The sequence below is a fragment of the Corynebacterium sp. HMSC061H03 genome (genome assembly GCF_001838215.1).
Classification (GTDB): domain Bacteria; phylum Actinomycetota; class Actinomycetes; order Mycobacteriales; family Mycobacteriaceae; genus Corynebacterium; species Corynebacterium jeikeium_D.
In genome coordinates, this window is record NZ_KV836086.1 from 48,340 (window position 1) to 66,950 (window position 18,611).

At 60.3% G+C, this 18,611-nt stretch carries 17 protein-coding genes and 2 tRNA genes; 14 read left to right on the top strand and 5 right to left on the bottom strand.

The features are described from left to right. Positions 1 to 60: 60 nt before the first annotated feature. Positions 61 to 131: transfer RNA gene (locus HMPREF2787_RS09740), tRNA-Gln, on the bottom strand. A gap of 110 nt (positions 132 to 241) precedes the next feature. Between HMPREF2787_RS09740 and HMPREF2787_RS09745 the strand changes: the two genes are divergently transcribed. The 9 genes from HMPREF2787_RS09745 (at position 242) to HMPREF2787_RS09785 (ending at position 10,337) form a co-directional block, all read left to right on the top strand. After that, positions 242 to 934 (top strand): TetR/AcrR family transcriptional regulator, encoded by a 693-nt coding sequence (locus HMPREF2787_RS09745; protein WP_141744756.1) that lies wholly within the window; start codon positions 242 to 244, stop codon positions 932 to 934. Between the two features lie 44 nt (positions 935 to 978). Continuing rightward, positions 979 to 4,605 carry a transcription-repair coupling factor gene (mfd, locus tag HMPREF2787_RS09750; protein WP_070859167.1) on the top strand — a complete coding sequence of 1,209 codons (3,627 nt, stop codon included), beginning with the start codon at positions 979 to 981 and terminating at the stop codon, positions 4,603 to 4,605. Positions 4,606 to 4,612: 7 nt separating this feature from the next. Beyond that, positions 4,613 to 5,653, top strand: coding sequence for a MazG nucleotide pyrophosphohydrolase domain-containing protein (locus HMPREF2787_RS09755; RefSeq protein ID WP_070859147.1), 1,041 nt, complete (start codon positions 4,613 to 4,615; stop codon positions 5,651 to 5,653). 71 nt (positions 5,654 to 5,724) lie between these two features. Next, a complete protein-coding gene (locus HMPREF2787_RS09760; protein WP_038626204.1) occupies positions 5,725 to 6,585 on the top strand; it encodes a lytic transglycosylase domain-containing protein in 861 nt (286 codons plus the stop codon). An 85-nt stretch (positions 6,586 to 6,670) separates the two neighbouring features. After that, positions 6,671 to 7,945, top strand: a complete 1,275-nt coding sequence (gene eno, locus HMPREF2787_RS09765; protein WP_038626202.1) for a phosphopyruvate hydratase — start codon at positions 6,671 to 6,673, stop codon at positions 7,943 to 7,945. A gap of 112 nt (positions 7,946 to 8,057) precedes the next feature. After that, complete coding sequence (locus HMPREF2787_RS09770) at positions 8,058 to 8,594, top strand: septum formation initiator family protein (RefSeq protein ID WP_070841130.1); 537 nt, start codon at positions 8,058 to 8,060, stop codon at positions 8,592 to 8,594. A 127-nt stretch (positions 8,595 to 8,721) separates the two neighbouring features. Next, on the top strand, positions 8,722 to 9,258 hold the full coding sequence (locus tag HMPREF2787_RS09775; RefSeq protein ID WP_016423198.1) for a DUF501 domain-containing protein: 537 nt from the start codon (positions 8,722 to 8,724) through the stop codon (positions 9,256 to 9,258). After that, complete coding sequence (locus HMPREF2787_RS09780) at positions 9,259 to 10,248, top strand: Ppx/GppA phosphatase family protein (protein WP_070859148.1); 990 nt, start codon at positions 9,259 to 9,261, stop codon at positions 10,246 to 10,248. 12 nt (positions 10,249 to 10,260) lie between these two features. Further along, positions 10,261 to 10,337 (top strand) — tRNA-Leu (locus HMPREF2787_RS09785). A 62-nt stretch (positions 10,338 to 10,399) separates the two neighbouring features. Here the strand turns inward: HMPREF2787_RS09785 and HMPREF2787_RS09790 are convergent. Further along, complete coding sequence (locus tag HMPREF2787_RS09790) at positions 10,400 to 11,983, bottom strand: succinic semialdehyde dehydrogenase (protein WP_038626196.1); 1,584 nt, start codon at positions 11,981 to 11,983, stop codon at positions 10,400 to 10,402. 71 nt (positions 11,984 to 12,054) lie between these two features. Then, positions 12,055 to 12,387: a hypothetical protein gene (locus HMPREF2787_RS09795; protein ID WP_048733964.1), complete on the bottom strand. Its 333-nt coding sequence runs from the start codon at positions 12,385 to 12,387 to the stop codon at positions 12,055 to 12,057. 238 nt (positions 12,388 to 12,625) lie between these two features. Here HMPREF2787_RS09795 and HMPREF2787_RS09800 point away from each other — a divergent pair, with 238 nt between their 5' ends. Further along, a complete protein-coding gene (locus HMPREF2787_RS09800) occupies positions 12,626 to 13,453 on the top strand; it encodes a Bax inhibitor-1/YccA family protein (protein ID WP_070834087.1) in 828 nt (275 codons plus the stop codon). A 323-nt stretch (positions 13,454 to 13,776) separates the two neighbouring features. Here HMPREF2787_RS09800 and greA read toward each other — a convergent pair whose 3' ends face one another. After that, a complete protein-coding gene (greA, locus tag HMPREF2787_RS09805) occupies positions 13,777 to 14,289 on the bottom strand; it encodes a transcription elongation factor GreA (protein ID WP_038626190.1) in 513 nt (170 codons plus the stop codon). 174 nt (positions 14,290 to 14,463) lie between these two features. Next, positions 14,464 to 14,931 carry a DUF4307 domain-containing protein gene (locus HMPREF2787_RS09810; RefSeq protein WP_038626188.1) on the bottom strand — a complete coding sequence of 156 codons (468 nt, stop codon included), beginning with the start codon at positions 14,929 to 14,931 and terminating at the stop codon, positions 14,464 to 14,466. Positions 14,932 to 15,192: 261 nt separating this feature from the next. Between HMPREF2787_RS09810 and mca the strand changes: the two genes are divergently transcribed. The 4 genes from mca (at position 15,193) to HMPREF2787_RS09830 (ending at position 18,595) form a co-directional block, all read left to right on the top strand. Further along, positions 15,193 to 16,047, top strand: a complete 855-nt coding sequence (mca, locus tag HMPREF2787_RS09815; RefSeq protein WP_070859149.1) for a mycothiol conjugate amidase Mca — start codon at positions 15,193 to 15,195, stop codon at positions 16,045 to 16,047. A 27-nt stretch (positions 16,048 to 16,074) separates the two neighbouring features. Beyond that, a complete protein-coding gene (locus HMPREF2787_RS09820; protein WP_038626184.1) occupies positions 16,075 to 16,359 on the top strand; it encodes a hypothetical protein in 285 nt (94 codons plus the stop codon). Positions 16,360 to 16,679: 320 nt separating this feature from the next. After that, on the top strand, positions 16,680 to 17,771 hold the full coding sequence (locus tag HMPREF2787_RS09825; RefSeq protein ID WP_070859150.1) for a 3-deoxy-7-phosphoheptulonate synthase: 1,092 nt from the start codon (positions 16,680 to 16,682) through the stop codon (positions 17,769 to 17,771). A gap of 38 nt (positions 17,772 to 17,809) precedes the next feature. After that, on the top strand, positions 17,810 to 18,595 hold the full coding sequence (locus HMPREF2787_RS09830) for an isoprenyl transferase (RefSeq protein ID WP_016423188.1): 786 nt from the start codon (positions 17,810 to 17,812) through the stop codon (positions 18,593 to 18,595). The last annotated feature ends 16 nt before the right edge of the window (positions 18,596 to 18,611 follow it).

Consider the following 18,611-nt stretch of genomic DNA (forward strand, 5'->3'; position numbering starts at 1 on the left):
CATCACGGTCACGGCGGGGCGAAAAGTCACTTCTTAATTAAGGGGCCGGCCCCCCGCTTGCTCTCCCACCAGGACTCGAACCTAGAATGCCGGTACCAAAAACCGGAGTGTTGCCATTACACCATGGGAGAATGGGGCAAACGCGAAAAATTGCATGGCTGATTCGACGCTGATTCGACTCAGCCAACTCGCTTGCGCCTGCGATATACGATAGCAAGACTTTAGCCACTAATCTAAAAGCATGGCCTCTAATTCTCCGAGACGACGTATGACCGGTCCACAGCGCAAAGCTCAGCTGACAGAAGTCAGCCGTGGAATCTTTGCCGCCAAGGGGCTTGATGCCGCCTCAATGGAGGAGATCGCTGCCGCAGCCGGGGTGTCAAAGCCGGTTGTCTACGAGCATTTTGGTACCAAAGAGCGGCTCTACCAGGCAGTCGTCGACCAGGAGATGAAGACCCTGGAGGCCACGATTAGGGAAGCGTTGTCCCTGGGGCGCTCGCGTTACCGCATCGAACAGGCGGTGTTGGCACTGCTGACTTATGTCGAGGAAAACCCGGAGGGATTCTCCATTATTTCTCGCGACCCCGGTGTGGCGGGTGGCTATGAGACGCTGCTGAATAATGCCACTGAGTCGGTTACGCCTATCCTCGCCGAGGCTTTCAAACGCGCTGGCTTCGACCCGGCCATGTCGGTGCTCTACGGAAACTGCATGGTCGGTATGGTTTCGCAGACCGCTCGCTGGTGGATGGAGAAGCGCAGTCCGGATAAGGAGACGGTGGCGGCGCACATCGTGAACCTGTGTTGGAACGGGCTGGCCGGCATGGAGGGTTCTCCGACTCTGCATGGTTCCGCTGATGTGCCAGCGGCCGCTGAGGGCGCGAAGTTTGGAGCAGGTGCTGCAGCGGACCCGATGCAGGTGGCGGAGAACGGCTAACCAGCACGCAGGGTGGATCCGGGGTGCATGGTTATATTGGGGCTATGCCAACTTCTGCGTCCTCCTCGGCGAAAGCCACACCCAGCATTCTGCCGAACCCGCTGTCGGGGCTGGAAAGCCTCGTTGTCACGGATCCTCAATTTGTCGGCGTGCTCGGGCGCATCGGCGAAGACGAGCTGGCGCTCACGGGTGCGGACGCGGTGCGTTCGCACCTTATTTACGCCATGTCTACGAAGGTGCCGGTGCTGGTCGTCACGGCTACCGGCCGCGAGGCGGAGGACCTGACCGCCGAGGTCAAGTCGATGATCGGCGACCGTGTAGCTATGTTCCCCTCGTGGGAGACGCTCCCGCATGAGAAGCTTTCGCCAGCGGTGGATACCGTGGCGCAGCGTCGTAAGGCGCTTTACGACGTTCGCCGGGGCAAAGTCGACGTTCTGATTGCGGCGGTGCGCTCGTTGGTGCAGCCGATTGTGGACGACCTCGAGGCTGAAACCAGCGCCCCCATTCACGTCCAACTGGACCGGGACTGCGAGAACCTGGTTGAGCGGCTGGTGCATCACGGCTATTCGCATGTGGACATGGTCGGCAGGCGTGGCCAGTTTGCCGTGCGTGGCGGCATCGTCGATGTTTTCCCTGCGACCGAAGAGCTGCCGGTACGTATCGAGCTCTGGGGTGACGAGGTCACCGACCTGCGCGCCTTTTCCGTCGCTGACCAGCGCACGATCTCTGAGGTAGAGGTCGACCAGCTGGATATCTTCCCGTGTCGTGCACTGCTTATCGACGACGATGTGAAGGCCGCCGCGGAGAAACTCGCCACCACGCGCTCTGGCCAGGTCCAAGAAATGCTCACCCGCATCGGCGATGGCCAGTGGGTGGAGGGCATGGAATCGCTGATTCCACTGATTAGTCAGCATCCTATGAAGATGCTCACCGAGGTCATGCCGGAGAAAACTCATGTGCTCATGTGCGGGCCGGAGCGCATTCGCTCTCGCGCACAGGACCTTATCAGTGCAGGCGAGGAGTTTATGGCCGCAGCGTGGGAAACTGCTGCGATGGGTGGCTCGGCGCCAATCGCCACGGATGGGCTGGAGCCCAGCGCGTACCGCAGCTTGGCCTCTATCCCGATGCCCACTTCGTGGCATATTTCCCCGCCCGGCATGCTGGAGGCGGGAGTCACCGAAGATGATGTGCTGCCACTGACCTTCGAGCCTGGGCCCGCGCCACGCGGCGACTTAAAGGAAATTGGTCACCTGATGAAGCAGCTGCGCGATGCCACGGTCGCGGGGGAGCGAGTGGCGTACGTGGCGGCGACGCCCGCGGGGGCGCGTCGGCAAGCGGAAAAGTTTAGGGAAGCCGGAATTGCGACGCGCATGGCGGCAGGCCCGGAGTATCCCGAGTCCGGAAGAATTACCGTCTACCAGGGTGTTTTGCACGGTGGTCTGGTATTCCCGCGTATTCCCGGTGGCGCGCTGACTCTGATTACCGAGCAGGACATCACAGGTAACCGCATCGCGGAAGGCGCGCTTGGTGGGCGCCGCAAGCCGGCGAAGCGCCGTGGTCGGGTGGATCCGCTGGCGCTGAAGGCCGGTGACTATGTCGTGCACGACACGCATGGCATTGGTCGGTTTGTGAAGCTCACTGAGCGCACCATCGGCACGGGCGAGGATCAGGCTCGCCGCGAGTACGTGGTGCTCGAGTACGCACCGAGCAAGCGCGGAGGGCCCTCTGATCAGCTCTACGTGCCGATGGAGAGCCTGGATTTGCTGTCGCGCTATGTCGGCGGCGAAAAGCCCGCGCTGTCGAAGATGGGCGGCTCGGACTGGAAGTCCACCAAGCGCAAGGCCCGTGGTGCTGTCCGCGAGATTGCGGAAGAGCTGGTCAAGCTCTACGCCGAGCGCCAAGCCGCGCCGGGCCACGCGTTCGCGCCGGATACGCCATGGCAGCAGGAGATGGAGGATAACTTCCCCTTCACCGAGACTGAGGACCAGCTGCAGGCCATCGACGAAATCAAGTCTGACATGGAAAAGCCGGTGCCGATGGATCGCGTGCTCATCGGCGATGTCGGCTACGGCAAGACCGAGGTGGCACTGCGTGCTGCCTTCAAGGCTGTTCAAGATGGCCGTCAGGTAGCAGTGTTGGTGCCAACTACGCTTCTGGCGCAGCAGCATTTGACCACTTTCACTCAGCGTATGGAGGGCTTCCCGGTCACCATCCGTGGGCTGTCCCGCTTCACCTCGCCGAAGGACTCCAAGGAGGTCCTCGAAGGGTTGAAGAACGGGACGGTCGACATTGTTATCGGCACGCATCGTCTCCTGCAGACCGGCGTGCAGTGGAAAGAACTCGGCCTGGTCATCGTTGACGAGGAGCAGCGTTTCGGCGTCGAACACAAGGAACACATCAAGGCGCTACGGCACCACGTCGACGTACTCACCATGTCCGCAACGCCAATTCCGCGCACGCTCGAAATGTCGATTGCTGGCATCCGCGAGATGAGCCAGATTCTCACCCCGCCGCAGGACCGTCACCCGGTGCTGACATACGTCGGCGCGCAGTCCGACAAGCAGGTCGCCGCTGCTATCAGGCGAGAGCTGCTTCGCGACGGCCAGGTGTTCTACCTGCATAATAAGGTGGAAACCATTGACAAAGTCGCCCAGACTATCCGCAATTTGGTGCCCGAGGCCCGCGTGGTAGTGGCCCACGGTCAGATGGGGGAGGAGCAGCTGGAGCGCACGGTCGATGGCTTCTGGCAGCGCGAGTACGACGTGCTGGTGTGTACCACCATCGTGGAGACCGGCCTGGATATTGCCAACGCCAATACGTTGATTGTGGAAAACGCGCACCATATGGGCCTTTCCCAGCTGCACCAGCTGCGTGGTCGTGTGGGCCGTTCCCGTGAGCGCGCCTATGCCTACTTCCTCTACCCGGAAAATCAGACGCTGACGGAGACTTCCTACGACCGTCTGTCCACGATCGCGCAGAACAATGACTTGGGTGCCGGTATGGCTGTGGCCATGAAGGACCTGGAAATGCGCGGTGCCGGAAATATCCTCGGTGCGGAGCAGTCCGGTCACATTGCCGGTGTCGGCTTCGATATGTACGTCCGACTGGTTGGCGAGGCCGTGGCCGCGCTGAAGGCAGTGGCCGATGGTGAAACTCCGGATGCTTCCGATAACGAACCGAAGGAAGTGCGGATCGATTTGCCGGTCGATGCGAATATTCCGGCCGAATATGTGTCGTCGGAACGCCTACGTCTAGAGGCGTACCGCAAATTTGCTGCCGCCAGTGCGCTGGACGATATCGACGTAGTGCTCGAAGAGCTTGTTGACCGTTACGGAACCCCACCCATTGAGGTGGAGAGACTGGCGGTTATTTCACGACTTCGAATTATTTGCCGGGAATTCGGCGTGCATGAAGTTCAAGCCATGGGTGCGCACATTAGAATAACCCCTATGGAGCTTGCTGACTCCAAGCAGGTGCGTCTCAAGCGCCTGTATCCACAGGCGACCTATCGTGCGGCAACGCGCACGGTTTCCGTCGGAATGCCGAAGGAAGGGCGAGGGTTGCGGGCAAAACCTGTCCGCGATATTGCATTGGTGCAGTGGGTAGCAGACTTCTTGACATCGATGGCGGGAATTCCACGTATGGATATCTCGCACATGGGAAAGGACTAGAAACCGTATGACTATCATCAAGCTCGATAGCCGCTTTCCAACAGCGATTCCGCTGGAAGCCGCTAGCCTGCTGACCGGTGAAGTCAGCTACACCGAAGAAGTCCCGATCCGTGTGCGCTGGGCAATCGCCGACGCCGGTGGGCACTCGGTGTCCCAGGCGGAGATTCTGGTCACCACCGATATGGAAAACGACGAGGTACTCGATCGCCTCGATGCGGGCGAGAAGGTCTACTCGGTCGAGCTGGATGATGCGCAGGACCCAGCAGCTCCGGCAGCTCAGGTTGCGGCGGCTCCCCAGCAGGACTCGGTGAAAGAACCTGAGTCAGAACCGGTTGCAGAGCCAGGGGCAGAGCCTGTTGCAGAACCGCTGACTCCGCAGGAACAGCTTGCCGCAGCTCGTCTGCCCCACGTCGTCGAGGCCGTGGACATCATGGCGGCAGCACGGCGCACGGGGCAGTGGGAAGCTCGCCAGACGCACAAGAGCCTGCTGCCGTATCTCATTGAAGAGACCTACGAGCTTGTCGACGCAGTCAACGAGGGCGGTGACATTCGTAGCGAGCTGTCAGATCTGCTGCTGCAGATCCTCTTCCACGCTGAAATCGCGGAGGACTTCGACTTCGACGATGTGGCGACCGACTTTATTTTGAAGATGCGCGCTCGTCAGCCGTACCTCTTCGACGGCACTGTGGCCGAGGGAGAGATGGTGTCGGAGGAAGAACAGGAGCGACTGTGGGCTTACGGCCGCGGACGTCCGCGCTCGAACCCGGCCACACAGCTGCCAGCTCTGACTTTGGCTGAGGAAGCCATCCGCCGCGCACGTGCGCTGGGACTGTCCGATGCCGACATTCCAGTGGAGATTCTGGTCCCGACCCCGGGACTGGAGACTGAGTCCGGTGCTGAAGAGCGGACCCGACAGGCTTCACGCGCATTCCTGGCTGAGCTGGCCCAGATGGAGAATCAGCAGGCCGGTAGTGCTGAGCAGTGGGCAGCGGGCAGCGAAGATAACGAAGGGGCTGAGGACCTCGGCCCGTCGGAAAGCGACAGCTAGTTTCCAACAAAAGTGATTTCTGTCCTCGAGTTTGAGTGATTTTTACGGTTCACCCCGTAGAGTAATTCCCCATGCCTTCTAATTCTCCCTTTGATGAATACGCGCACCCCGCACCCCGCGGGGCGAAGTCGCGTGGCCGCAGTAGGGGGAAAAAGAAGTCCTCGCGAGGCTGTGGCTGCCTCGGTCTAACCTCCCTGGCGGTGCTGATTATCATTGGCACGGTTGGGGCGTTGGCGATGTTCACTGGACCCGTTATCCCGTCGTTGACCAAGAAGCCGATTCCGGACAATGTGCCGCCTGCCGCGGCTGAGCCACCGCCGATGATTGATGTCAACGCGCCCGGGCGCACCTCTGAACAGCTCCGACAGTGGGCGCAGCAGATTTCCCCGAAGACGGGGATTTCTGAGGACGCCCTCCGCGCCTACGGCAACGCATATGTGATTGCGGCCGAACAGTTCCCGAACTGCCACCTGGAGTGGAACACGCTTGCAGGACTGGGCAAGGTGGAGACTAATCATGGCACGTACTCGGGCAATTGGCTCAAGCCGGCGCATATCGGTGCCGATGGGGTAGTGCGTCCGACGATTATCGGCCCGCCGCTGGACGGCACGAATGGCTTCGCCGAGGTTCTCGATACTGACAATGGCGAACTCGACGGTGACACAGAGTATGACCGCGCTGTGGGGCCGATGCAGTTTATTCCCGAGACATGGCATCGCTTTGCGATGGATGCTTCGGGTGATGGTGTCGCCGACCCCAACAACATCGACGACGCGACTGCGACAACCGCACGGATGCTCTGCAGTGGGGAACGCGACCTCGCCACCCCGGAAGGGTGGGCATCTGCAATTCGCTCATATAACCAATCTGAGCAGTATCTTCGCGATGTTCGGGACGCTGCGGCGAACTATGCGCTGAATCAGCCCGCATAGGGTGAAAAGGATTTAAGGCGAAGGTTGGCAAACCGTGCCACAATTGGAGTCATGTGCCGGAACGGTTCCGGCGGAAAGGTGACCTATGGCTGCAATCATCGAGTTGAACGCACGCGAAATTCTGGACTCCCGTGGTAACCCGACCGTTGAGGTTGAGGTGCTGTTGGAAGACGGCGCTGTGGGCCGCGCTGCGGTTCCGTCCGGTGCCTCTACCGGTGTACACGAGGCTCACGAGCTCCGCGATGGTGAGGATCGTTACCTGGGCAAGGGTGTCCAGAAGGCTGTCCGCGCGGTGCTCGAGGAGATTGAGGACGCAATTATTGGCCTCGAGGCTGAGGATCAGCGTCTGGTTGACAAGACCATGATTGAGCTGGACGGCACCGACAACAAGTCTCGCCTGGGTGCCAACGCCATTCTCGGTGTGTCCATGGCCGTTGCCAAGGCCGCTGCTGAGTCCGCTGGCCTGGACCTGTTCCGCTATGTCGGTGGCCCGAACGGCCACGTTCTACCGGTCCCGATGATGAATATCCTCAACGGTGGTGCACATGCGGACTCCGGCGTTGACGTCCAGGAGTTCATGATTGCTCCGATTGGCGCCCCGACCTTCAAGGAGGCACTGCGTGTCGGCGCTGAGGTCTACCACGCACTGAAGAAGGTCATCAAGGACAAGGGTCTGTCCACTGGTCTCGGCGATGAGGGCGGCTTCGCTCCGTCGGTTGACTCCACCAAGGCTGCTCTTGACCTGATTGTTGAGGCAATTGAGGCCGCTGGCTACAAGCTGGGCGACGACGTCGCTCTGGCTCTCGACGTGGCTTCTTCCGAGTTCTTCAAGGACGGCAAGTACCACTTCGAGGGCGGCGAGCACACCGCTGAGGAGATGGCCGATGTCTACGCTGACCTGGTTGAGAACTACGCCATCGTCTCCATCGAGGATCCACTGCAGGAAGATGACTGGGAGGGCTACACCAAGCTGACCGCTCAGCTTGGTGACAAGGTCCAGATTGTCGGCGATGACTTCTTCGTTACCAACCCGAAGCGTCTGGCTGAGGGCATTGAGAAGAAGGCCGCTAACGCTCTGCTGGTCAAGGTCAACCAGATCGGTTCCCTGTCTGAGACCTTCGAGGCCGTCGCAATGGCCCACAACGCCGGTTACAAGACCATGATGTCGCACCGCTCCGGTGAGACTGAGGACACCACCATCGCTGACCTGGCCGTCGGTCTCAACTGTGGCCAGATCAAGACCGGTGCTCCGGCTCGCTCCGAGCGCGTTGCTAAGTACAACCAGCTGCTGCGCATCGAAGAGTACCTCGGCGACGCTGCAGTCTACGCTGGCCGCAGCGCTTTCCCGCGTCTTAAGTAAGCAGTTGATACGCTGCGAAAGCTGCGTATAGCATTGCCCGCCCGCACCACGCACGTGGTTGTGGGCGGGTTTTTGTTATTTCATCGGCTGGCGGTCGGGTAGAGTGTGGGGCATGAGTGCATCGGACCGATCTCGCCGCGGAACACAGTCGCGCCCTGCAGGGGCGGGGCAGCGTTCGGCAGCGGCAATCGCATCGGGAATGCGCTCGCTGAGCACGGCACAGAAGATCGGGATTGGTCTGCTGGTACTTTTCTTAGTATCTGTTCTCGCAATCCCGCTGCGGACTTTTGCACAACAGCAGGCGGATGTAGCCGCAACGCAGGACAATATTGTTCGCATGGAACAGCGAATTGAGCAGCTAGAGGATGAAAAGGAGCTTTACTCCAACCCTGCCTATATCAAGGAGCAGGCACGTCTGCGCCTGGGGCTGGTAGAGCCGGGGGAGACCCCATTCCGTATCCTCGATCCGGCAGTGGGCGAACAGCCTGTGACACAGCCGGAGGAAATTCCGCAGCACCAGGCCAAGAAGTGGTACGAGACCCTGTGGGATTCCATTTCCATCCCGCCCGAGCCTGAAGAGACTCGCCCTAATCCGGGGCGCGATCAGGCAACGAGGCCCGAGAGCTTGCCGACGGTACCGGAGTCCTAAATCTCCGTAGGGCTCTCGGTGGGGTTGAATGCGCGGCGGAGTGTGCCGTCGTAAAGCGAAACAACGCGCTTGTAAGGCGACTGTGAGATTATGTGTCAGTAAAACGGAAGCAAAAGGAGTGTGACCGATGTCTGTGGATACCGCAGATTTGGAAGTGATAGCGGAGCAGCTCGGACGTGAACCACGGGGTGTAGTGGACATCTCTTACCGCAGCCCCGACGGCACTCCTGGTGTGGTCAAGACGAAGCCTCGTTTGGACGATGGCACTCCGTTTCCCACGCTCTTTTACCTGACTGATCCGCGACTCACCGCGGAGGCCTCCCGGTTGGAGACGACCGGCGTGATGAAGGAAATGACCGCGCGTCTGGAAAGTGACGAAGAGCTTGCCGCCGATTACCAGCGTGCACACGAGGCGTTTCTGGCGGAGCGCAATGAGATGGAAGACCTGGGCACGGACTTCTCCGGTGGTGGCATGCCGACGCGCGTGAAGTGCCTACACGTTCTTATTGCCTACGCGTTGGCAAAGGGGCCGGATCACTTCCGACTGGGTACGGAGTCGGTGGCGCTGGCGGCGGAGAATGAGAAGCTGCGCGGCACCGCGATTCCCGCGGACTGGCCGACGATTTCCGAGCTCGGTATTGCGTATCCGGGGGTGGAGGGATAAATGACGACTCTCGCTGCCGTCGACTGCGGCACTAACTCGCTTCGACTGCTTATCAGCCGGGTCGAGGTCGTCGATGGAGTTCTCGAAATCACAGAACTGCACCGACTGATGGAAATCGTCCGCCTTGGCCAGGGCGTGGATGCCACTGGCATGCTGGCCCCGGAGGCACTGGAGCGCGTGCGGGAGGCTCTGACGAAGTATGCAGAGCTTATGCAAGTCGAAAAAGTGCAAGCAGTCCGAATGGTGGCGACATCGGCGACGCGCGACGCAAGCAACCGCGACGATTTCTTCGCCATGACCCGCGAGATTCTCGCTCCGTGGGGTGCAGAGGCCGAGGTTATTTCCGGCGACGAGGAAGCCGCGCTGTCCTTCCGCGGGGCAGTCGATGACTTGGAGCCCGAGCTGGGTCCGTATTGCGTCATCGACGTCGGCGGCGGCTCCACCGAGGTTATTGTCGGTGACCACGATGGTACGGTAGCCGGCTCTGATTCCGTGGCTATGGGCAGTGTGCGCTTGACCGAACGGTTCCTGCAGGCCTCGCCGCCGACGGCGGAGCAGGTCCAGGAGGCGCGTTCGTATGTTGCGGAACTGGCCGACGAGATTGTTGCGAAGGTGCCTGTCGACAAGGCTCGCACCATCGTCGGCTGCGCCGGGACCTTCACCACCCTGTCGGCGCTGGCACAGGGCCTAGAAATCTACGACCCGGAGGCAATCCACCTGTCGCAGCTGCGCTTTGCGGCGTTGCGTGCGTTGACAGCATCCGTCGTCGAGACCGATGCGGAATCCCTTGCTGCGAATCCGGTCATGCACCCGAAGCGCGCGGATGTCTTCGCCGGTGGTTCCATCATTGTTGACGGTCTGATAGACATGTTTGAGGCGTTGCCGCTTTCCGAGGCAGCCAAGGAAGAGCAGCGCTTTTTCTACATCAGCGAGAAGGATATCCTCGACGGAATTGTGGCGAGTTTGGTAGACACCCATATCGCCCATTAATCTTTCTTAGGGGCCCCTATAGCCCAATTGGCAGAGGCAGAGGACTTAAAATCCTTTCAGTGTGGGTTCGAGTCCCACTGGGGGCACCAAAAGACCAGGTAGAAGCGTTTTTCTACCTGGCCTTTTGCTATTTGTGCGCGCTGCACACGTATTACGGCAGGACGTTGAACTTCTTGCCGAGAACAAGTGCCGTGTTGAACACCTTCGAGTACAGCTCACGCGGCATCTGTGGCATCGACACCGGGGAAAGACGCTGCACGGTCACCGTCTGCGCATCGGTGTACTTCAGCAAGCCGCCCGCTGCTTGACGACGGCCCACACCCGAATCCTTGAAACCACCCATCGGGGCATCGACAGACGCGAAGGCCGCAGCAAAACCATCGTTGACATTGACGGTGCCGGCCTCAAGCTGTGGAGCCAGCTCCTTTGCGCGACGCGGGGAGGTCCACAGCGAAGCGTTGAGGCCATAACGGGAGTCGTTGGACTTGGCGATAGCCTCATGGACATCCGAGACACGCTGGAGGACTACCACTGGGCCGAATACCTCTTCGGTCAGCAGGGCGACGCCCTCCGGGACGTCGGTAAGCACGGTTGGCTCGTAGAACAGCGGTCCCAGATCCGGGCGAGGACGACCACCGGCCAGTACAGTGGCGCCGGCCTCGATGGCCTCGTCGACCATGGACTTGACGATGTCGAACTGCCCCTGCGACTGCAGGCAGCCCATTTCGGTTTCCCACTCGTAGCCAGCGCCGATGGACATTGCCTTCACGCGGTCGGTGAATGCCGGGACGAATTCGTCCCAGACGGAGTCCACGACATAGATTCGCTCAATGGACACGCACAGGTGACCGGAGTTGGTGAAGCAGCCGATGCGCGCGCCCTCGACCGCGCGGTTGATGTTGGCATCCTCAGCGACAATCAGCGGGTTCTTGCCGCCGAGCTCCGCGGAGAAACTAATCAGGCGCTCGCCGCACTGCTGTGCCAGTGAGCGGCCGGTCTCGGAGGAGCCGGTGAACATCAGGAAGTCGCACTGGCCGACAATGCCCTGGCCGACCACGCGACCCGGACCTGGAATGACCTGGAAGAGATCTTCCGGAAGACCAGCGCGGTAGAGCAAATCGACAGCGAAGAGAGCGGTAAACGGAGTGGTGCTGTCCGGCTTGAGCACGATGGCGTTACCGGCCATCAGCGCAGCTAGCGCGTCGGAAACCGCGAGAGTCAGCGGGTAATTCCACGGCGCAATAACACCGACGACACCCTTGGGGTGGTGATAAACGGTGGTTTTGGACAGCACCGGTACTGCGCCGTGTGCTCGCTTCGGCTCCAGCAGCTTCGGCCCCTGGTTGCCGTAGTAACGAGCTGTGATGGCGGTGTGTACGAGCTCCTCGTGGGCACTGGCTCGGTTCTTGCCGGTCTCGGCCTGCAGTAAATCCAGCACCTGGTCGCAGTGGGTAAACAGCAGGTCGTGGAAGTGGTGCAGCACTTCGCCGCGCTTTTCCGGTGCCATGCGGGCCCACTTCTTCTGCGCCGCACGGGCACGCTTGAAGGCCTCGTCGACATCGGCCTGGGTACCGACAGGAATCTGCGCCAGCTCCTGGCCGGTAAATGGCGCCGAGATAGTGGCGGTCTTCGACTTATCAGCTACCGTGACGCGCTGAAGAAGGCGGGCAACGAGCTCGTCGTTAAGCGGATTGCGGATGGTAGTTCGGTTTGTCGTGGCAGTAGATGCTGTCATGGCACAGATACTACTGTTGCGCGACGCTCCGAGATAGTAAATTTGGCAAAACTACTAAAATTTAGAAAACTCTAGTAAGTAGTCCAACCCATCCGACGGTTGCGGTCCGGGTCGCGCGGGCCATCGTTGCCGAACTCGAACGGTTCGTGGCCGTCGACATCGCCGTAGCGCATCTCCGGGTCATCATCCAGATCGTCGTCGACGTCGATGTCCGGCTTTTCCTCGGCCAACCGCTTGCCGAGAGTGTCATGCGGAGAAGCGCCCCGCCAGCGGTCTGGAGGATCCATTACATAATTCTCGCCGTCACCGGTGAGGAAGTCGCCATCGAGCCCCTCTGAGCCATCGAGCGTGGTCTCGTCGAAATCACCAGTGGTATCCGGATCGTAGTCAAGGCCATCAGACATCTTGACCAACCTCCTGTTTCGTAATCACTCAAGTGGTGCCCACGCCTGGCGACTGTGAGTGTTTCCGCGATTACAAAATCACCGCCAGCAGGCGAGGAATTACCTTGATACTAACTGTTTTTCAGGGTTGGGAACAATACCTTTACGTCGCCCGTTGTAGACAGTGTAGGCAAACGTACGCGCGTGTGCCTGAGTTCAAAACTTGTAAGAAAAACTGAGAAAAAGAAAGAAGGACGACGTGCGCGAAAGCAGCAATCCTGCATTCAGTTCACTTACTAAGACCGTCGCCCGCGGACAGGCGGGCGCACATCACTACGGCCAAGGTCAGATGGGTGCTGACTACGGGGATAACCCTTACCAGTCGCAGGTTGCCGCCGACTACCGTCCGATGACGGTCGACGATGTCGTTTCCAAGACCGGCATCACACTGGCAACCATCATCGTTTTGGCTGCAGTCAACTTCTTCATTGCCGTCAGTGTCTCCACCAGCCTGGCCATGATTCTGACTATTGTCGGCGCCATCGGTGGTCTGATTACTGTTTTGGTTTCCACCTTCGGTAAGAAGTACGGCTCCGCGCCGGTTACCCTCACCTACGCGGCCTTCGAGGGCCTCTTCGTCGGCGGCATCAGCTTCATGTTCACCGCCCCTATTCAGGGCGTTGCCGCCGGTGCGCTGATTATGCAGGCCGTGCTGGCCACCCTGGGGGTCTTCATCGGTATGCTCTTCGTCTACAAGTCGGGCGCTATCCGCGTGACCCCGAAGTTCACTCGTTTTATGAGTGCGGCTCTGATTGGTGTCCTGGTCCTCATGCTGGGCAACCTGGTGCTGTCCCTGTTCGGTCTGGGCTTCCCGCTGCGTGACGGTGGCATGCTTTCGATCATCTTCTCGCTGGTCTGCATCGGCCTGGCAGCCTTTAGCTTCCTGATTGACTTCGATCAGGCTGACCGCCTGGTTCGCGCAGGCGCTCCGGCTCAGTACGCCTGGGGTGTCGCCCTCGGCCTGGCCGTGACCTTGGTCTGGCTCTACACCGAGATTCTGCGTCTGCTGTCCTATTTCAGGGACTAAACGCTAGAAAACTAACTAACGCACAAGCGCCGCTTAGCCCGTTTTACGGGTTGGCCGGCGCTTTGCTCTTATCTGATGAGTTGCTTTCTCGATTCGCATTAAACACGGACGCGCGGTGGGCCAATCGACCGGCAGTCGACATATTGACCGATCGGGCTGTGCAGTGTGACGTCGTAAAGCGCGATATTGAAGCGGGAGAGGGTACAAAAAAAGGACCGATAGGCCATATGGGCTTCTATCGGTCCAAGAATCGGGCGCTGTGGCCCGAGATCGCCGCCTGGGTTGAGGCGGTCTAGCGCCGGGGGGGGGAGTAACCTCGGCGTTTAGGCGTCCATATCCGGGTCGTACGGCTCAGCCTTAACTACGGTGACAGACACTTCGTCGCCGCTCGGGGAAGCGTAAGTGCGGGTCTCGCCCTCCTTAGCGCCGACCAGAGCCTTACCCAGCGGGGAATCGGTGGAGTAGGTCTCCAGGTTCGGGTTGGAGGAGTCAGCGCCACGGGTACCGATGAGGAAGGTCTCGGTGTCGTCCTCGTCGCCGTCGTAGTAGACGTGGACCACGGTGCCGACCAGAGCCACACCGGACTCCTGCGGAATCTCGCCGACAGTGGCGCGCTGGAGCAGGTCTTCGAGGTAGCGGATGCGTGCCTCTTCCTGTCCCTGCTGCTCGCGGGCGGCATCGTAGCCGGCGTTTTCCTTCAAGTCGCCCTCTTCGCGGCGCTCGTTAATCTCGGCGGCGATGACCGGGCGGTTTTCATATAGCGCCTCAAGCTCGGCCTTGAGCTTGTCGTAGGACTCCTGGGTGAGCCATGGGCTATTGTTCTTTGCCTCAGTCATGGTTCCTCCTGTGTTTTTGGCTATTTAATACAAAAGCGGCCCCGCGTGGGGCCGTCGGCTGCGTCACAGGATAGCACTGTCACGCCACATGGCAATAACAGGCGCGTCGGAGTGTTGTCGCGCACGCTTTACGACGTGCCCCCGCAGCGCATGATCCTCAGTCGCGAAGGGAGATTACTTCGCAGGTGCGAGGAACTCCGGAATGTCGGTGGAGCAGCCATAGACATCGCCTGCGACGGCCAGCTCGCGGGTGGCAATGGGGACGTCCATCCGCACGGTAGCGGGGCCGCCGCCCGGGATGAATACGTCGCGACGGCCGACCTCTGCCACGTCATAGTTCAGCGCATAGATAATGCAGTAGCTATCCAGCTCCGGCTTTTCGCGGGTGACATCCAGTGTGAAGATGAACTGCTCATCTTCCTTACCTGGAGTGCGGCTCCAGCCCGCTTGCGTTGCAGAGACATCCGGGGCGGAGACGCGGTTCATCTGAACGAAGATGTATGCGCCGGCGATGACGAGCATGCCAACAATAGCGATGACAACCAATTTTGCGGGGAGAGTGCGACTGTTGTCCCCATAGCGCTCGCGCTGCTCGTTAGGCGCTGCGGTATTTCGGGTGTTTCGCTCCGAACTTTCAGCCATGCTTTTTAGCCTATCGGAGTTCTCGGTCGACGTGGTAAAATGTTGACAGTTAAACAATCTTTCTGGTGTGGCGCGGTGTCCTGCTGCTATGTCGTTACACCGAGTAGCGATGCTGCGTGGTCATATGATGGTGCAGCGCTATAGTGGGGCGGTATTGAAACGGTGCTGGAGTAGCATCGTTGCGGTCGAAGGGCTCCGGCCTTGGCCAGAAAACATGGACTGAGATAGTAGCGGGAGTGACTTCAATTGACACTTCGTCTGATGGCAATTCACGCTCATCCTGATGACGAATCGAGCAAGGGCGCCGCAACGATGGCCCGATATGCGGCGGAAGGGCATCGCGTCAAAGTGGTGACCTGCACCGGCGGTGAGGCCGGTAGCATTCTCAACCCTGCGATGGACCGGCCGGAGGTGCGGGAGAATATCGCCGCGGTGCGCGTTCACGAAATGGTTGCAGCCGCTGAGACTCTCGGCGTTGAACATGAGTGGCTCGGCTTTACCGACTCCGGTCTGCCTGCGGGCAACCCGGTGCCGGTGCTGTCGCACGGAGTGTTTGCTCGCCAATCGGTCGAGGATGCGACCAAGCCTCTCATCCGAGCTATCCGTGAGTTCCGTCCGCACGTCATCATTACGTACGACGAAAACGGTGGCTACCCGCACCCGGACCACATCATGACCCATATCGTGTCCATGCGCGCTTGGCTGGAGTCTGGAACGGATAAGTACCCCGAGCTCGGTGAACCATGGGAAATTTCCAAACTCTACTACACCCACGGTTTCATCAAGGCGCGTCTCATCGCGCTAGACAACTACTACCGCGACAACGGCTTGGAAAGCCCGCTGGCCGAGTCCTTCCGCCGTTGGACTAAGACCCCCGGCGACATCATGACCCGCGTGACCACGCAGGTTGAGTGCGGCGATTACTTCCAGCAGCGGGATCAGGCGCTGCTGGCGCACGCTACGCAGATCGATCCGAACGGGCCATTCTTCGCCGTGCCGGTAGACATTCAGCAGCGCGTTTGGCCGACCGAAGAGTTTGAGCTTGCCCGCACTCGAGTGCAGACCGAGCTGCCAGAGACCGATCTCTTCGCCGGTATCGACCCCGACGCGGAATAGTCCGGAATTAACGCTAAGCTGGAACTCATGATTGAAAGCTTCGATGCCTTGGCGGCTCGCACGACAATTTTCCTGGCGCAGAACCCCACTGGTCCGCGGGGTGCTGACTTCGGAAAGGCCTCTCCTGTTGGCCTGCTCATCATTGTCGTTTTGCTCATCGTCATCCTGGCTCTCGGCTGGGATCTCTCGCGACGCGCGAAGCGCATGGCCGCTCGCCGGAAGTTCGCCGAGGCGCACGGCATGGATCCCTTCGATTCCGAGGCTGTGGATAAGGCGATGGCTGCAGCGGAGCAGCGTCGTGAAGCGGAGTAGTTAACGCCAAGGCGTGTGCGCGCCGCTTGGCGACGGGCGATGCGTGCGTGCCCCTTATTGCGTCCCACAGGATGGGATTCGGAGTTCGAATTGCGGGATTGTAGGCGGTGCGCTACAGTCGAGCACATGCGTATGTGGCGATTTTATTTTTCGAAGGCTCCGGAGGCAGTGACGACCTAGTCACAGCCGGCGGCTAATCGTCACGTCGCCACCAACCGGAGCCAAAGGCAGCAGCCCCAAACTAATTAGGGGCGCTGCCTTTTGTCGTATCTACAGCCAATTACATGCGTAACTAATCCCCCAGAGAAAAGAGACCCCCGATGACCCCTCCCACATCCCTCGAAGCCCCCGCCTCTACCGCGAACCGCCGTGTCGTAGCCTTCCACGACCTGCCCTCCCCAGAAGAGGTCATGGCCAAACAGCCATTGACCCCGAACCTGGTTAACGAAGTGGAGCAGTCGCGACTCGACATCGCCCGCGTCATCGCCCGCGAGGACGATCGCCTGCTGGTCGTTGTCGGCCCGTGCTCCATTCACGACCCCGAGGCCGCCATCGACTACGCCCGCCGCCTGAAGGCCACCGCCGATGAGCTCGACGAGGACCTGCTGGTCGTCATGCGCGTCTACTTCGAAAAGCCGCGCACCACCGTCGGCTGGAAGGGACTCATCAACGACCCCGACCTGGATAGCTCCTTCAAAATCAACAAGGGCCTGCACATGGCCCGCGAAGTGCTCATCGAGGTCCTGCGCACCGGCCTGCCCGTCGGCGCTGAATTCCTCGAGCCCAACAGCCCGCAGTACATCGCCGACGCCGTCTCCTGGGGTGCGATTGGTGCGCGCACCACGGAGTCGCAGGTCCACCGCCAGCTCGCTTCCGGACTTTCCATGCCCATCGGCTTCAAAAACGGTACCGACGGCAACGTCCAGGTCGCCGTGGACTCGCTGGTCTCTGCAGCAAACCCGCACTTCTTCTTCGGCATGAACGACCAGGGCCGCGCCGCCGTCGTCGAAACCGCCGGCAACCACAACTGCCACATCATCCTCCGCGGTGGCACCTCCGGCCCGAACTGGGACGAAGAATCGCTTAACGACGCCGAAGCGCGCCTGAACAAGGCCGAGCAAACCGTCAGCATCATGGTGGATGCCTCCCACGCCAATTCCGGAAAATCCGAGGTGCGCCAGGCCGAGGTCGTTGAGGAGCTCGGCAAGCTCATCGGGGGCGGCGACGAGCGCATCACCGGCATCATGATGGAGTCCTTCCTCGAAGCCGGCGCGCAAAAAATTACCGATGGTCGTAAGGGCCTCGTATACGGCAAGTCCGTCACCGATGCGTGCATGGATTGGGAAACCACCGACCGGCTGCTGCGTACGCTTGCGGCAGAAGTCCGGAAGCGTCGGCAGGCACGCGACTAAGCACAAAGCGGCCGTGCCCATTGGGTAGGGTTACATATGTGAAAGAAAACCAGCCGTCCTCACTCCGGCGGATCGCCTATCCGCTCTACGAGCGCAAACTAGCCCAAGAGCTAGAAGGAAAACCTCGCCCCAAGCACGTTGCCATCATGGCCGATGGCAACCGCCGCTGGGCGAGGGAGGCTGGATTCACCGACGTCAGCCACGGCCACCGCGTCGGCTCCCGCAAAATCGCAGAATTCGTCGGCTGGTGCGCCGAGCAGGAAATCGAGCTGGTCACCATCTACCTGCTCTCCACCGAAAACCTCGGGCGAGACCCCGAAGAGCTGGAATTACTGTTCGACATCATCGCTGACGTCGTCGACGAATTGGCGCAATCGCCTAACGACGTGCGCCTGCGCATGGTCGGCCACCTCGAGCTCCTTCCGGAAAGAATGACCGCCCGGCTGCGTCACGACGAAGAAGTCACCGCGAACAACACCGGCATCCAGGTCAACATCGCCGTTGGCTACGGCGGCCGGCAGGAAATCGTCGACGCAGTACGCAGAATCATCCGGGAATCAGTCGCCGAGGGAATCGATGCTTCCGAGCTTGAGGAGCGCATCACCACCGATGCCATTTCTCGCCGCCTCTACACATCCGGACAACCGGACCCCGATCTAGTCATCCGCACTTCCGGAGAACAGCGGCTCAGCGGCTTCCTCCTCTGGCAAACCGCCTACTCCGAGATTTGGTTCACCGATACCTACTGGCCCGAATTCCGCCGCATCGACTTCCTCCGCGCACTTCGAGACTTTTCGCAGCGCTCGCGCCGCTTCGGCAAATAACCTCCCTACATCCGGA